Genomic DNA, 16,672 nt, shown 5'->3' on the forward strand with positions numbered 1-16,672 from the left:
GTTATAGACTTTTTTTGTATTGTCAAACTGAATTTATTTCAGTTTCTCATCCTATTTGATAAAATAAAATTTTATTTATAACGATCTATTATTTTAGAAATATTCTTAGTTTCTTCATTAAATGTTTTCCAATCACAAACAGAATTTAGATTAATAGAATAAGTGCTATTATGATTGGACATACTAATATTTATTTTCCCCACATAGTCTGTGCAAAATATTTCATTTTCATATGGAGTTGTAACTATTTTATAAATATTCTCTTCCAATGCTTTTTTATCGTTCTTAGAAATTTTGAATGATTTTGTTGTATAATCATTGATATTCTTCCATGTTATAAATTCTATTGAATCAGAGTAATCATAAATTCTTATAGATAAATTTCTATCATCAATTGACATCGTATTATACATATATTTTTTATTTACTTCTTTTTCTAACTTCTTTTCGCAAGAAATACTGAAAATCAATAAACTAAAAATGAACAATAAATTATATTTCATAAATAGCGATAATTATGTAAAATAGAAATCAGACTATTCCAAATTCTCGTCCAACATCTTTGTTTTTTTCTTTGATTTTTTAGCTTTCTTTTTGGCTAAAAATGTATTTAAATCATCATCAATTTCTGTAGAATCTTCATCACCCAAAAGATAACCCCAAGGTTTTAATTCAGTCACATTATCAAAAACAATTTTCATCAACGCAAGTATTGGAATCGATAATAGCATGCCCATAATTCCCCACGTCATTTCTCCAATTACTAATCCAATAATCACAATCAAAGAATTAATTTTTACTTTAGAACCTACAATTTTTGGCATCACTACATTTCCATCAATTGCATGAATTGCAATAAATGCAATTAAAACAAAGAACAATTTTGAAGCTGACATTGTGGCAAATGTGATTATTAGCGTTATAATTAATGAAATAACAATTCCTACATAGGGAACAACATTTAGAACACCAGTTAAAATAGCTAAAACAAATTTGTATTTAAGTCCAAGGATAGAAAATGCAATAAAAGATAAAATTGATACGACTAACATTTGTAAAAATAAGCCAATCAAATATTGTTTGACCATTTTTTGAATAGATGTAATGACGTTATAAACCTGGTCGTGTGTATTTGAATTGAATGCGTAATATAAGAATTTTACTAAATGACGACGATAAATCAACAAGAAAACAATGTATAAAAAAGTGAACAAGACTGTAACAGCCATCGATGAAACAATAGAAATTACTTTTTCGATTACAATTGTACTCGTTTCGATAGTCGTTTTGACATTCTTTGTCAAATATTCCATTTGCGCATGCGAATTAACACCAAAGGTATGGTGAATCCAATCTTGCAAATTCATAAATGCTTCTATGATTTGTTTCTGAAACGTAGGCCATTCATTTGCTATTTCAGCCATTTGTATAGCAATCAAATAGAAAATTCCTAAGATAAATGCTGCAAAAAGCAAGGTGGTAATGATACTTGAAATAACACGTGGAATGCGTAAATATCTTTCGAAAAATGAACAAACGGGTGCTAATAATATTGAAATTAAGAAGCCTAATATTAATGGAACTAAAATTCCTTTACCTATTATTGAAATAAATGTTAAACAAATGATTGACAATAATGTGCAAGTTAGTTTTAAATAAAAAGGCCATTTTCTAATGACTTCCATAATTATGAGTGTTTTATTTTGACAATTTTTTAGATAAGTTGTATAAATATAGTTTTATTTCTTAAGACTTTATTTGAATCTTACGTTTATTTCAATAAAAAAACCACGTTATAAAAACGTGGTTTTCAGAATATAGTGAAAAATATTATTTTTTCTTTGCATTTTTGCTTTCGTCAACGATAGTCATTTCATCAATCAAACGTTGCGCATTAGCATACTTGTCAACTACCCACAAAATATAACGAGAGTCCACCATAATATTACGACAAATCTCTGGATCATAATTTAAATCTGACATTGTTCCTTCCCAAACACGGTCAAAATTCAATCCGATTAATTCTCCTTTTGCATTCAATGCAGGAGAACCAGAATTACCACCAGTTGTATGGTTTGTTGCAATAAAGTTTACAGGTAATTTTCCGTTTTTATCGGCGTATTTTCCGTAATCTTTTTTATCGTATAAACTTAACATTTGTTTTGGTAAATCATACTCATAATCTCCCGGAATATATTTTTCCATTACACCTTCCATGTGCGTTACAGGTTCGTAATAAACCGCATCGCGAGGTTGGTAACCATCAACTTTTCCGTAAGTTACACGTAAAGTTGAATTTGCATCTGGGAAGATTTTCTTGTCTGTAAATACATCCATTTGCGCTTTCATATACGTACGCATCAACTTGTTGATTTTATCTTGATTCGCTAAATATGTAGGCGTTACTTTCGTTTGATTTGCATCTAAAATTAAACGAATTTGAGCAATTAAGGCATCTTCTTTTAAGGCTTTGATAAACTCAGCATCATTTTCAGCCAAAGTTTTGATATTTCCTAAAACAGATTGACCATTAATTTTTTTCGTTCCGTTGATTACCGAATTTCCTAAAGCTGTTTTGATATTTGCAGCAGTTGTAGTTGGTAATAAATTTTGAGGAACAACTTTGAAATAATTATCTGCTAAATCAGAAGAAATTGTTTTATCCAATTCTGGATTATAATCCTTGTGCATAGACGCAACTGTATTCAACGCTTTAGCTTTTGTTTCTGCGTAATTTTTTTGTCCAACCGCATTCAAAATATTGTTCAATGTTAACGCCATTCTGAATGTTTCTGAATTTGAGAAAAACGTTTCAGAATACATTGTGTACGCTAAATTGTAATCTTGATTTGCTTTATTAACTTGATTTAATTCAGAAATAATATTCGAATATTCACCTTTTAATTTCGGATTTTTCGCAATACGATTCATGAATTCTTGTTCATATTGTTGACGTATTTCTACAGCTTTCGAACGGTTTAATCCTAAAACTTCGCCAATCCATTTTTTATGTGCATTCGAAATACGCGCTTGTTTAGACGCATAAGCGATACGAGTTGCATCGTCTTCACGCATTTTTTTATCAATATGAGATAATGCAATTGTACGCACATTGATACGCGCAGGATCAATTACATCTTTTATTTGCTGGATAGAAGAAGCTGGTAAATATTCGTCCGTCGTACCTGGGAAACCATATACAAACGTGAAATCGTCCTCACTAATTCCCGAAATATTAATTGGTAAGAAATGTTTTGGTTTGTACGGAACATTGTCTGGTGAATAATCTGCAGGTTTGTTGTTTTTATCTGCATAAATTCTAAACATCGAGAAATCTCCTGTATGACGTGGCCAAACCCAGTTGTCTGTATCATTTCCATATTTTCCAATTGCAGAAGGTGGCGCACCAACTAAACGAACATCTTTGTATGTTTCTGTCGTAAATTGGTAATATTTATTTCCTTTGTAAAAAGGTTTGATAAATACTGAACGATAAGCTTCTGTTTTAGTTTTTGCATTAAAATCTTCAATATTTTTCTTGATGATTTTGTTACGATCTTCCTCCGACATATTATCGTTAACACCAGCTAAAATTGCAGTAGTTACATCTTTAATGTCTACAATAAAAGTCGCTGTTAAACCTTCGTTTGGTAATTCGTCTTTCAACTCTTTAGCCCAAAAACCATCTGTTAAATAATCATTTTCTAAAGATGAATGTGCTTGGATTTCTCCATAACCACAGTGATGATTCGTTAATAATAAACCATTTGGAGAAATAACTTCAGAAGTACAACCGCCACCAAAGTGAGCAACTGCATTGTTGATACTTTTATCTCCTGTACTGAAAATGTCTTTTGATGAGATTTTCAATCCCATGTCTTTCATTTCCTTTTCATTCAATTCTGTCGGAATCCACATTCCACCACTTTGTTGTGCAAAAACGCTAAAGTTTGCAAACAAAGCCATTAAAATAGATCCTTTAACGAATAGTTTCTTCATTTTTATTTGATTATTTTATTCTACCGATTTCTTAGAATTCCAAAGATAAAGATTTTTATTCAATCGTTAATGAATTGCTTAAAACCATTATTATTAGTGAGGTTTTAAAGAATAATTTATTCATAAACTTCGATTTTATTAAGATCAATTGAACCAACAATATAGGTGATTAAAAGTGACTGAATGTTTTTATTTATTAAATTTTACCAATCATTTCTATTATTTCTAAAAAACTATTTTCTTTACTAAAACTTTTGATTTTTTCTATTACTTCAGGATAGTCTTTAAATAAAATATACAAATCCGCTTTCGCTTTTTCATATTTTTTGTCTTTCATTCTGATTAAATAAGGATAAGCAATAAGTTTATTGTTTAGATTATTTGCATCCTGAAAAATAAAGTTGAGATAATCTTCTCTAGTTCTACTAATTGGATTATACCCTGCTATAGTAATTAAGTAAATATTAAATTTTCCTTTAGAAACGACTTGCGCAAAAGATTCTTTAATTTTCGTAGTTTGTCCTATCAAAGCATAATTATCAGAGTAAACAACAAGATTTTTTAAAGAGACAAAACTCATTTTATCAATTGTAAAACCAATAATTTCATTCGGATTGTATTTTATCACTTTATCATCTTTCGTTTTTCTAAATTTTAAGTCACTATCATGACTTGGAGTCCATTTAAGCTCTCCATTTAATTCAGATAGATCATTTAATGTAACTTTTCCAGCAACAAAATCTTTGGCAAAAGAATATTCTTGAGCGTTTATAACAAGAGAACTAATCATTAGTGTGATTAATAGAATTGTTTTCATAAAAAATAAATTATTTATGAATTCGAAATTACTTTAAACAATTTATATATGCAATTTTGTTAGATGAAACGATTTAAAGAATAGCTAAGCTAAAATTAATTATTAACTGATTCTTTCGTAAATTTGACATTCGAAACACATTGTGAAATGAAACAAATTGTCGAATTCCAAGATTTAGGAATTAACAGAGATTACCAAGAAATTTGGGATTATCAAGAAAGTCTTTTAGCAGAAAATATAGCCGTAAAACAATATAACAGAGCGCAAGAAAAGGAGGGAAGTTCAGATTTTAAAAACACTAAAAATCATTTACTTTTTGTAGAACATCCGCATGTTTATACACTTGGAAAAAGTGGACATTTAGAAAATATGTTAGCTTCGAGTGATAAATTAAACGAAATAAATGCAACTTTTGTGAAAACGAATCGTGGTGGAGATATTACCTATCATGGACCGCAACAATTAGTTGGTTATCCTATTATGGATTTGGATAACTTCAAGCCAGATATTCATTTGTATATGCGCAATTTGGAGGAAGTGATTATCAAAACTATTGCCGAATATGGACTAAAAGGTGAGCGTTCTCAAGGAGAAACTGGCGTTTGGTTGGATGTAGGTCGACCTTTTGCTCGAAAAATTTGTGCAATGGGTGTTAAGGCTTCACGTTGGGTAACGATGCATGGTTTTGCACTAAATGTGAATACAGATTTGCGTTATTTTGAATACATCGTTCCATGTGGAATTCAGGATAAAGCTGTTGCTTCATTGGAAAGAGAACTTGGACATCAGGTAGATATGAACGAAGTGAAAGCGTTTACAAAAAAACATTTTGCAGAAGTTTTTGATGTAGAATTTAAATAAGATAATTCAAAAATATAATCTATTTTTAAAGACCGTTTTTACGGTCTTTTTTATTGCACAATGAGAAGCTTATTTATTCTATTTTTACTTGTTTCCACTTATAGCAAATCTCAATCGTTTGCGCCAATTATTTCGAATTATTCTAAAAGCGAATATTTGGGCGAATCGCCTATTTGGGATATTACAGAAAATAACAAGCAAGGAAAAGTATATTTTGCGAACAATAGAAATATCTTAGAATATGACGGTAATTTTTGGGAAAAATATTCGCCAAATAGCTTAACAATTATACGTTCTGTTTTTACAATGAATAATGTATTGTATTCAGGTGCATTAAATAATTTTGGATATTGGAAAACGATTGAAGGAAAGAAAGTTTACATTTCAATTTCAGATAAATTCAAAAGTTTTGAAGGATTAGAACAAGAAGAAATCTGGAAAATATTTTATCATAATCGTTCTATTTATTTTCAATCGTTCAATTATCTTTTTCAATTTGATGGTAAAACAGTTAAACGATACAAATTACCTGCGCTTTCTTCTTACGTTTATCTGGTGAAAGGTAAAATGTTAGTAGCGACTATTTCTAAAGGTATTTTCGAATTTAATAATGGACATTTTGAGCCGTTATTTGAAATTGAAAAAGGTAAATCAATTGTAATTCATGGAATAGAAAAATATGATAATGATTATTTAGTTGGTACATTAACAGAAGGAATTTTCAAGTACAACAAAACAGCTGGTTTACAAGAGTTCAATGTGGAATTCAATAAAATGCTAAAGAATTATTTAGTGTTAAAAATGATTCGATTAGAAGATAAATTAATCATTGGAACATCAAATAATGGGATTTATGTATATGATTTAAAAACTAATTCTTACAAAAATTACAATCAAAACTCTGGGTTAATCAGTAATACAATCCAAAATATAAGAATAGATTCTAAAGGAAATGCTTGGCTTGGAACGGACAAAGGTATTTCGAAAATAGAATTGAAAAACAAAACTCAACTTTTATATGATTACAATGGTCATTTAGGAAATGTTTTTTCGTTCGACTTTTATAAGGATAATATTTTGCTGGGAACAAATCATGGATTTTATAATTATTCAAATACTTCAAACCAAACAAATTCAGTTCTCGAAAAAGGTTTAATTTGGAATATAACAAATATTGATAATACAATTTATGTTTCGGATAGTTGGGGAACTTACATTTATTCAGGACTATTGAATAAGATTTCTTCTACAAATGGAGGTTTTAAATTGATCAAAAATGGAAATAAATTATATCAATCATCTTTTACGGGAATCAATGAATATATACAAGGTTCTCATAAAGAATCTACTAAAGTTTCTAGTTTAACTATTCCTATTATTGATTTTGTTATTGTCGAAAATAAAATTTTAGGAACTGGAAAAAATGGTGGTTTATATTTATTTGATCTTAAAAATAGAACAGGTAAGGAGATATTTTACCAACATAAAAAATTAGTTAATCCGCAAACTATTCTCGAAGATAACAAGGTTTTTGTACTGATTGACGATCAACATTTAGTCCGTTATGATATAAATAAAAATTTATTTTCTGATGAGAATTTAGATTCAAAATTAAAGAATATTAATCGAATTCGTTATTTAAAGGAGAATCGTTATTTAGTTGAAGCGGATAATATTCTGTATTATTCTAAAGTGGAACAGAATAAATTGATTCATTATTTAATTCCAAAAAAATTGTATGATGGAAAATTGGTTGATGACAATTTAACGGCTAAAATCAACGATCAGTTTTTATATATTAACCTCGAAAACGGATTATTGAAATATGATTTAAAATCTATACGTCGTGAATTACCAAAGATTAAAATTAAAGCAAAAATCAATCAAACGGTTTTGAATAATGAACCTAATATAGAGTATTCAAATAATTATATAGATTTTTATGTTTCAATTTTGAATGATGATTTTGCGAATTATCAATTATATTATCAATTAAATAACTCTAAAATTCAACCACTTAATCAGCCAATAATTAATTATAAACAATTAGAAAGTGGTTCATATCAATTGTCAATTTATGCTTTAAAAGATGGAAATTTTGTTGAGTTGAATCATTTTGATTTTCGGGTTAAAAAGATTTGGTATTTATCAAATTTGATGATATTATTTTATATTTTATTAATTGTTGGATCGATTTTGGCTATTTATAAGTATAACAGAATGAAGTTGAAACAAAGTTTCAGAATTAAACAAAAGCAATTTGAATATGAATTGAATTTGATGGAAATGAAACATCAACAAGAGTTGAAAGAATTGAATCATCATAAAGAAAAACAACATTTAGAAACTTCTTTACAAACAAAATCTACAGAATTGGCAGGACAAGCTTTGAAATTAGCTAATCAACGTGCTATGATCCTAGAAATTAATCAATTGTTTTCTCAATTGGAAATGAATGAAATCAATAAAAAGTTAAAAAAGAAATTTGAGAAAACGTTTTCGGAATATAGTTACAACAGAAATGAATGGCAAAATTTCGAATTAAATATTCAGGAAATTCACCAAGATTTTATTAAGAGATTAGCTGACAAGTATTCTAATTTAACTGCGAAAGACTTAAAACTGTGTGTATTCCTTCGAATGAATTTATCAACCAAAGAGATTGCTCCTTTAATGCACCTTAATTATCGATCAGTAGAACTACAACGATATAGATTACGCAAAAAAATGCAAATTCCTTCTGAAATAAACCTAAATAAGTATATGATTAATTTTTAAATATCGGAAAATAAATTACATCATAACTACATCATGTTGTAAATGTAATGATTTATAATTATTTGGTATTTAGTATTATATATTTTATTTTTTTAGAAAATTATTCTAACTAAAATTATTACTTGTTAATCAAGTGTTAAAACATTCTATTTTTGAAATAACCATTTATTGAAATAGAATGAAAAAATATTTTCTTCCATTATTTATTCTCGGGTCTTTCTGTGTAAATGCCCAAGTTACTAACGATTCTATACAGATAGGAGATCCTTTTGAAAGTGATTCTATTATACTAGATCAAGCCGTTGTGGTTGGATATGGTACTGTTAAGAAATCAGATCTTACATCAGCTGTTTCATCAGCTAATGCTAAAGACATTACGCAAATTGCAAGTACAACTGCCATGCAGTCTTTGCAGGGTAAATTAGCTGGTGTTAATATTATTAATACGGATACTCCAGGAGGTACACCAACTGTTTTGGTTCGTGGAATGGGTACAGCTTTGGGAGGTAAAGCTCCTTTGTATGTTGTGGATGGGTTAATTGTTCCAAATATTAATAATATTAATCCAAATGACATTGAAAAAATTGATGTTTTAAAAGATGCAGGATCTTCAGCTATTTATGGAGTTCGTGGTGCAAACGGTGTTGTTGTTGTAACAACTAAACGTGGTAAAACAGGAAAGATAAGAGTTAACTATGATTCATATATTGGAGTAAGAAATACTATGAATATGGTAGATATGGCTGATGCTAATCAGTACATAACTTATTTTAACGAGCAAAGAAAAGCAACAGGAGGTTCTTTGATTTCTACAAATCAACAATATAACACGAATTGGTTTGATGAAATGTTAACCACAGGACAGTTAGTTAGTAATAATGTTTCGTTGGCTGGTGCTGGAGAAAATATTAATTACATGTTCAGTATTAATAATTTCGAAGAGAAAGGAATTTTAGAAGGAAATAACTTCAAAAGAACAACTGTTCGTAGTAACAACGATTACAAATTGTTTGATGGAGTTTTAAAGATTAAACAAAACGTTAGCGCTACATTTTCTAGAGAAGTTCCTAAACCATATGGAGCATTTGATACAGCTTACCGTCAGTCACCATTAGTTCCTGTAAAATATGATAACGGAAGATGGGGTTTACCTATTTTTAATACAACTACAGGAGAAGTAACATACGTTGCAAAACCAGGAGAGGTGACAAGTAATTTGAACTCTCATGGTAATCCAATGTCTACTTTATTCTATGATAATCAAAAAGCTAATTCTACTACGCTTCAAGGAAATATTGAAGCTGAACTAAAATTAGCAAAAGGTTTAACTGTAACTTCTCGTGCTGGAGGAACAAAATATTGGTACAAATACAGAGAATTTAATCCAATTAAAGAAAGATGGATTGCAGGTAATCCAATTAGAACTGCTGCTGAATTTGAAGATTTAAAAGCGAAAAATCCAGCAAGTTCAACTTATATGAATAACTCTCTAAATCTAAATAATGTAGAAACATTTAGATGGTCATGGGAAAATTTTGTAACATTTGATCGCAAATTTGGAGATCATTCGTTCAATGTTGTTGCGGGAGTTTCTGCTGAAAAAATGGGTATTGGTCAATATTCAGATATCACAGTATATGATGTTCCTGATAAAGAACAATATTGGTCAGCTCATCATGCTTCTGGACAATACAAGGCTGCAATGGATCAAAATAATTACACTCCAATTGCTTATGCTTCTTATTTTGCGCGTTTACAATATAATTACGCAAATAAATACTACGTTTCTGGAATTATTCGTAGAGATGGCTCAAGTCAATTTAAACAAAACGAAAAATATTGGGGAACTTTCCCATCAGTTTCTGCTGCTTGGAATATTTCTAACGAAGAGTTCTTAAAAGATAGTAATGTAATTTCTTTCTTAAAACTTCGCGGAGGTTGGGGACGCTTAGGTAATGCAGATGTGCCATACAATTATACAACAATTTCTACTTCAACAGGTAGTGATAATGCGAATTATGTTTTTGGACCAGGTCAAGATTTAATTTATGGAGCTTATATCGGATCTCCAGCTTATGATATTTCATGGGAAATTGTAGATGAATGGAGTGCTGGTCTAGATTTCGAGTTATTGAAAGGTAAATTATCAGGAAGTTTAGATTACTACAACAAGACCACGAAAAATGCCATCTTAAATATTAAACAAATAGGATCGTCTCCTTATGAAAAAGATTTTTATGACCATGCTGCAAAAGTAGTAAATCAAGGTTTTGAAATTGCTTTGAATTATCGTAATGAAACAGCTGGAGGATTTAGATATTCGATAGGTGGTAACTTTAACTACAATGAAAATGAAGTGAAATCTGTGAAAGAAGGATATTCTGGAATGACAGGAGGTTCTTTAGGAAATGGACAAATTGCAAAACGTTTAGAAGCTGGTCAACCACTTGGTTCTTTCTGGTTATATGAAGTAGAAGGTGTTTGGCAAACACAAGATGAAATAAATAGCAATGCTCATTTATCAAGTGCTCGTCCAGGACATTTACGCTACAAAGACCAAAATGGAGATGGAGTTATTGATGATCGTGATAAAAAATTCATGGGATCATATATTCCAAAATATAACTACGGAATCAATGTTAGTTTAGAATATAAAAATTTCGATTTAACGATTAGCGGTTACGGAGCTGGAGGTAACAAGATTTACAATGGTATCAAAAATACACGTTTAGGAGGGGAAAATATAACAGTTGATATGTTTAACGATCGTTGGACAGGAGCTGGTAGTACAAATTCTCATCCAGGAGCGGAGCGTGATCAAGTTGCTTCTTCTTACTATTTAGAAAAAGGTAATTATTTCAAATTAAGTAACATGACAATAGGATATAATTTTAGAGATAAAATTGATTTTATCAGAAACCTAAGATTATATGTTAGTGCACAAAATGTATTCATGATTACGAAGTATTCAGGATTTACACCGGAATTAACTTTAGATAATGTAAAAGGAAAACGTTATGATGGAAGTCCTTATGGAACGACAGGTATGGATTTCTCTGCATATCCAAATGTTAGAACATTTTTAGTTGGATTAAACGTAGAATTCTAATCTAGAAAATTTTAAAAAAATGAAAAAAAATATATTTAAAATAGTAACATTAGCTTCTATTCTTTCAATCGGAACATTAAGTTCATGTACAAGTGATTTTTTGAATGTAGATTCTCAAGAAAATATAGCTATTGATGATCAAGCTTCTCAATCTCCAGAAAAATATGTGAATGGTATTTACGGAATGTTTACAGATTGGGATTATGCATTCTCTTGGTTAGGAGTTACTGAAATGATTTCTGATAATGCAGATAAAGGAAGTTCCTCTACAGATAATGGTGGAGATAAAAGAGATTTAGACGAATTATTACATAGTTCTACAACTGGTTCTATCGAAGCTATGTGGAAACGTTTTTATAAAACAATTGGTAGAGCGTCATATTCTATAAAATATACGACAGAATCATCAATCACAGATGCAGAAAAAAATAGATTAATTGGGGAAGCAAAATTTTTGAGAGCTGTTTCTTATTTCTATTTGGTTCGTATGTTTGGAGATACTGTGATACAGGAGTTAGATGTTCCGGCGTCTTATTCAGTACGTAAACCAAAAGCAGAAGTTTATGCATACATTGAAGCAGATTTATTAGATGCAATATCAAAACTTCCTACTAAAAATGAATATGCTGCAAAAGATTTAGGACGTGCAACAAAAGGAGCTGCTCAAGCTTTATTGGCAAAGGTATATTTATACCAAGGAAAAAATCAACAAGCGTACGATATGGCTACAACCGTTGTTAATTCTGGTATTTATGATTTAGAAAGTGATTACGCAACAACTTGGAGAAAAGAAACTGAGAATGGTAAAGAGTCTTTATTTGAAATCCAAGCTCGTGGAGATGCTGTTGCGCATGGCGTTCAACAATATTCAGAAACTCAAGGAGCTCGTGGTACTGGAGGTTGGGGATGGGGATTCAATGTTCCTTCTCAAAATTTATTAGATGCTTTTAATGCTGAAGGAGATGCTATTCGTCGTGATGCAACAATCATTTTTAGAGGTGAAACTTTATATGACGGTCGTTTAGTTCCAACTTCTGTAGAAAACCCGATGTATAACGAAAAAGCGTATTCAAGTGCGAATCTTGGTTCTGCGGATGGAGACAAAAACATTCGTGTAATTCGTTTTTCTGAAGTTTTATTAATTCAAGCTGAAGCAGCAAATGAAATTGGGCAAGATGCTTTAACACCTCTTAATCGTGTTAGAACACGTGTAAAATTAGCTCCAATAGCAAGTATGTCTAAAGATCAATTACGATTAAAAATTTGGAATGAAAGACGTTTGGAGTTAGCATTTGAGCATGATCGTTGGTTTGATTTAGTTCGTACTGGTCAAGCAAAAGAGATGATGGCGAAAAATGGTAAAACTTTCGTTACTGGAAAACATGAATTGTTCCCAATTCCAAATGGACAAATTATTCAAACTCCAACAATGACTCAAAACCCAGGTTGGTAATGATTAAATTAAATAAAACAATAGTTACTTGCGCTTTTTTATGTGGCGCAAGTGCTTTTGCTCAAACAAAACAAGAAAATAAGCTGTTAGATAAAGTTCAAAAACAGACGATTCAATATTTTTGGGATTACGCTGAACCTCATTCAAAATTAGCTCGTGAACGTTTTCATCCTGATGGTTTTTATCCAGAAAATGATTCAAATATCATTACAACAGGAGGAACAGGATTTGGATTAATGAGTTTAATTGTTGGTATTGATCGCGAATTTATTCCAAGAAAAGAAGCAACTGAACGAATTTTAACAGGATTGAAATTTTTACAAAATGCAAATCGTTTTCATGGAGCTTGGCCACATTGGTTAAATGGCGAAACAGGAAAAGTAAAAGCTTTTAGTACATACGATAACGGAGGTGATTTGGTAGAAACTGCATTTCTTGCTCAGGGTTTAATTTGTTTGAAAGAGTATTTCAAAGATTCTAAAAATGAGAAAGAAATAGAGATTTCGCAATTAGCTGATCAACTTTGGAAAGAAATCGATTTCAATTTTTATACACGAGGAGAAAATGTGTTGTACTGGCATTGGTCTCCAAATTACGAATGGAAAATCAATTTTCCTTTAAAAGGATTTGATGAAACCATGATTACGTATGTTATTGCTGCGGCTTCTCCAAAACATTCTATCAATTCAGAAGTTTATTACAATGGTTGGACGAGAAATGGTGATATAAAATCAAATGATTCTGCATACGGAGTTCCATTGATTGTAAAGCATAACGGAGCTAATAAAAATGTTGGACCTTTATTTTGGGCACAATATTCATTTATTGGACTTAATCCGAACAATTTAATAGATGGAATTGGTATTGATTATGGAAAAGTAGTGAAAAATCAAGCAAAGATTCATTACATCTACAATCAACAAAAAACGGAAAGTTTCAAGAAGTACAAAAAAAATATGTGGGGATTAACGGCAAGTTATACCTTCAATCGAGATGGAACAGAAGGTTATACAGCACACTCTCCATTAAATGACAATAATGTAATTACGCCTACAGCTGCGTTATCGTCTTTCCCATATGCACCGAAAGAATCTATGGATTTCTTGAAGTTTATTTACGAAAAACAAAACAAAAGCTTGATTGGAGTAGCAGGTCCGTATGATGCGGTTGATGTAAAAAATGATCGAGTGATTACGAAATATTTGGCGATAGATCAAGGAACAATTACACCAATGATAGAGAATTATCGCTCTGGATTATTGTGGAAATTGTTTATGCAAAATGAAGATGTACAAAGAGGTTTAGACAAATTGAAATTCAAAACAACAGCCTCGAATTAAAATCAAAAAAATGAAAAAACTAATTTATTCAATTGCTTTCTTAGGATTAGCATTCAATACTTATGCGCAAAAAATAAAGTTTGATAAATCGAAATCGAAATCAGAGTTTATTGATTATGTGATGAGTCAAATGACGATTGATGACAAAGTGGGTCAGATGGTACAATATACCTATGATGGAGGTGATGTTACAGGCTCTGCAATTGATAAAAATTATATAAAATACACGAAACAAGGTATGATGGGGTCTGTATTTAACGCTACGACAACAGATATTACCAAAAAATTACAAAAAATTGCTGTTGAAGAAACACGTCTTGGAATTCCATTAATTTTTGGATACGATGTAATTCATGGTTATGAAACTATTTTTCCAATTCCACTTGGTGAAGCTTCTTCTTGGGATTTAAAAGCAATTGAAAAATCGGCTCGAATTGCTGCTGAAGAAACAGCTGCTGGCGGAGTTCATTGGACTTTTGCTCCGATGGTTGATATCGGTTTTGATCCTCGTTGGGGACGTGTTTCTGAAGGTGCAGGTGAAGATACTTTCTTAGGAAGTAAAATTGCAATAGCGCGTGTTAATGGTTTTCAAGGTAAAAGTTTATATGATTTAAATACCGTTTTAGCGTGTACAAAACACTTTGCAGGATATGCTTTAGCGCAGGCTGGTCGCGATTATGGTTCGGTAGAAATTTCTGATCGTTTCTTAAGAGATTATATTTTGCCGCCTTTCAAAGCGACTGTTGATGCAGGTGCTGGATCTTTCATGACGTCTTTCAACGAAATTGGAGGAGTTCCTTCTACAGCAAGTAAATATTTGTACGATCAAATTTTGCGTAAAGAGTGGAATTATAAAGGGTTTGTTGTAACAGATTATACGGCGATTCAGGAATTAGTTCCTCATGGAATTGCAAAAGATTTGGAAGAAGCAACTCTAAAATCGGTTGAAGCAGGAATTGAAATGGATATGATGAGTGGTGCTTTTCTTAATCATTTATCAAAATTAGTAAAAGAAGGAAAAGTAAAACAAGATGTGATTGATACTGCGGTTCGTAGAATTTTAGAAGCTAAATATGATTTAGGTCTTTTCGAAGATCCATATCGTTATTCAAATGCAAAACGAGAGAAAGAAACGGTAATGAAACAAGAGTTTTTAAATGAAGCTCGTGATGTTGCGCGTAAATCAATGGTTTTATTAAAGAATGATAAACAAATTTTACCATTAAAAGAATCTCAAAAAGTTGCAGTTATTGGACCTTTAGTTAAAGATGAGAAAAATATCATCGGAAACTGGGCTGCACGTGGAGATCGTTATGGAAAAGCGTGGTCTGTTTGGGAAGGTTTGAATGATGTTTTAGGTAAAAACGCAAAAATTACTTACGCACAAGGAACAGAACTTAATTCGTTTAAAACTGATGGTTTTCAAGAAGCAATTAATATAGCGAAAAACTCGGATGTAATTGTTGCGGTTATGGGAGAAAACGAGAATCAAACAGGTGAAGCTGCTTCTCAAACAAATATAGATTTACCAGGAAATCAGAAAGAATTATTAAAAGAATTAAAGAAACTTGGTAAGCCAATTGTTTTAGTTTTAATGGCTGGTCGTCCAATGACAATTTCGTGGGAAAATGATAATATGGATGCAATTTTATACGCATGGTATCCAGGAACAATGGGAGGTTTAGCGATTACAGATGTGTTGTATGGAAAATACAATCCTTCGGCCAAAACACCGATGACATTTCCTCGTTCTGTAGGTCAAATACCAATTCATTACAATCAAAAAAATACAGGTAGACCTTATTTAGGAGCGAGTGATGCGGAGCAAAAATATAAATCTCGTTATACAGATTCTCCGAATTCGCCTTTATATCCATTTGGTTATGGTTTAAGTTATACAACGTTTGATTATAGTAACTTAAAGTTGAACAAATCAACGATGAGGAATGGAAAAGATGAAATCAAAGTCACTGTAAATGTTAAAAATACAGGAAACTACGATGGAGAAGAAGTAGTACAATTATATGTTCGCGATTTAGTAGGAAGTGTGACGCGTCCAGTTCGAGAATTGAAAGGTTTTGATAAAGTGATGATTAAGAAAGGAGAAACAAAAACAATTACGTTTACATTAACTTCAGAAGATTTAAAATTCCACGATATCAATATGAACTATGTTGCAGAAGCAGGAGATTTCGACATTTTTGTTGGTGGAAATTCAGACGCAACGCTTAAAACAAGTTTTACTTTAGTTGATTAAATTCCTCATTTATAGTTTTAGTTAGAAATTTAATTTATTTCTCATCCAAGTAAGTATT

General features: G+C 30.8%; 10 protein-coding genes. 6 read left to right on the plus strand and 4 right to left on the minus strand.

Going from position 1 to position 16,672, the window contains the following annotated elements; genetic code table 11:
* Positions 1–71: 71 nt before the first annotated feature.
* The 4 genes from B3I31_RS11855 to B3I31_RS11870 all read right to left on the minus strand — a co-directional run bounded on the left by B3I31_RS11855 (position 72) and on the right by B3I31_RS11870 (position 4,816).
* Complete coding sequence (locus tag B3I31_RS11855) at positions 72–503, minus strand: hypothetical protein (protein WP_219034573.1); 432 nt, start codon at positions 501–503, stop codon at positions 72–74.
* A 33-nt stretch (positions 504–536) separates the two neighbouring features.
* Positions 537–1,685, minus strand: a complete 1,149-nt coding sequence (locus tag B3I31_RS11860; protein ID WP_291046547.1) for an AI-2E family transporter — start codon at positions 1,683–1,685, stop codon at positions 537–539.
* Between the two features lie 145 nt (positions 1,686–1,830).
* Complete coding sequence (locus B3I31_RS11865) at positions 1,831–3,999, minus strand: S46 family peptidase (RefSeq protein WP_291071330.1); 2,169 nt, start codon at positions 3,997–3,999, stop codon at positions 1,831–1,833.
* A 196-nt stretch (positions 4,000–4,195) separates the two neighbouring features.
* Complete coding sequence (locus B3I31_RS11870; RefSeq protein WP_125350692.1) at positions 4,196–4,816, minus strand: hypothetical protein; 621 nt, start codon at positions 4,814–4,816, stop codon at positions 4,196–4,198.
* A gap of 147 nt (positions 4,817–4,963) precedes the next feature.
* On the opposite strand from B3I31_RS11870, the gene lipB reads away from it, so the two are divergent.
* The 6 genes from lipB (at position 4,964) to bglX (ending at position 16,614) form a co-directional block, all read left to right on the plus strand.
* Positions 4,964–5,677: a lipoyl(octanoyl) transferase LipB gene (gene lipB, locus B3I31_RS11875; RefSeq protein WP_125350693.1), complete on the plus strand. Its 714-nt coding sequence runs from the start codon at positions 4,964–4,966 to the stop codon at positions 5,675–5,677.
* A 60-nt stretch (positions 5,678–5,737) separates the two neighbouring features.
* Positions 5,738–8,455: a helix-turn-helix and ligand-binding sensor domain-containing protein gene (locus B3I31_RS11880; RefSeq protein ID WP_291069938.1), complete on the plus strand. Its 2,718-nt coding sequence runs from the start codon at positions 5,738–5,740 to the stop codon at positions 8,453–8,455.
* A 178-nt stretch (positions 8,456–8,633) separates the two neighbouring features.
* Entirely contained in the window at positions 8,634–11,564 is a 2,931-nt protein-coding gene (locus tag B3I31_RS11885; protein ID WP_291046557.1) for a SusC/RagA family TonB-linked outer membrane protein, read from the plus strand.
* 19 nt (positions 11,565–11,583) lie between these two features.
* A complete protein-coding gene (locus B3I31_RS11890) occupies positions 11,584–13,017 on the plus strand; it encodes a RagB/SusD family nutrient uptake outer membrane protein (RefSeq protein ID WP_286495499.1) in 1,434 nt (477 codons plus the stop codon).
* On the plus strand, positions 13,017–14,357 hold the full coding sequence (locus B3I31_RS11895) for a glucoamylase family protein (protein WP_221855170.1): 1,341 nt from the start codon (positions 13,017–13,019) through the stop codon (positions 14,355–14,357). The genes B3I31_RS11890 and B3I31_RS11895 overlap by 1 nt, the downstream gene beginning before the upstream one ends.
* Positions 14,358–14,367: 10 nt before the next feature.
* Positions 14,368–16,614, plus strand: coding sequence for a beta-glucosidase BglX (gene bglX / locus B3I31_RS11900; protein WP_221855167.1), 2,247 nt, complete (start codon positions 14,368–14,370; stop codon positions 16,612–16,614).
* Positions 16,615–16,672: the final 58 nt, after the last annotated feature.

The sequence above is a fragment of the Empedobacter sp. UBA3475 genome, from assembly GCF_002378465.1.
Taxonomy (GTDB): domain Bacteria; phylum Bacteroidota; class Bacteroidia; order Flavobacteriales; family Weeksellaceae; genus Empedobacter; species Empedobacter falsenii_B.

Bases quoted from the DNA above. Each gene is read 5' to 3' on its own strand.
- B3I31_RS11855 (WP_219034573.1), bottom strand. From the start codon at position 503: ATGAAATATAATTTATTGTTCATTTTTAGTTTATTGATTTTCAGTATT.
- B3I31_RS11860 (WP_291046547.1), bottom strand. From the start codon at position 1,685: ATGGAAGTCATTAGAAAATGGCCTTTTTATTTAAAACTAACTTGCACA.
- B3I31_RS11865 (WP_291071330.1), bottom strand. From the start codon at position 3,999: ATGAAGAAACTATTCGTTAAAGGATCTATTTTAATGGCTTTGTTTGCA.
- B3I31_RS11870 (WP_125350692.1), bottom strand. From the start codon at position 4,816: ATGAAAACAATTCTATTAATCACACTAATGATTAGTTCTCTTGTTATA.
- lipB (WP_125350693.1), top strand. From the start codon at position 4,964: ATGAAACAAATTGTCGAATTCCAAGATTTAGGAATTAACAGAGATTAC.
- B3I31_RS11880 (WP_291069938.1), top strand. From the start codon at position 5,738: ATGAGAAGCTTATTTATTCTATTTTTACTTGTTTCCACTTATAGCAAA.
- B3I31_RS11885 (WP_291046557.1), top strand. From the start codon at position 8,634: ATGAAAAAATATTTTCTTCCATTATTTATTCTCGGGTCTTTCTGTGTA.
- B3I31_RS11890 (WP_286495499.1), top strand. From the start codon at position 11,584: ATGAAAAAAAATATATTTAAAATAGTAACATTAGCTTCTATTCTTTCA.
- B3I31_RS11895 (WP_221855170.1), top strand. From the start codon at position 13,017: ATGATTAAATTAAATAAAACAATAGTTACTTGCGCTTTTTTATGTGGC.
- bglX (WP_221855167.1), top strand. From the start codon at position 14,368: ATGAAAAAACTAATTTATTCAATTGCTTTCTTAGGATTAGCATTCAAT.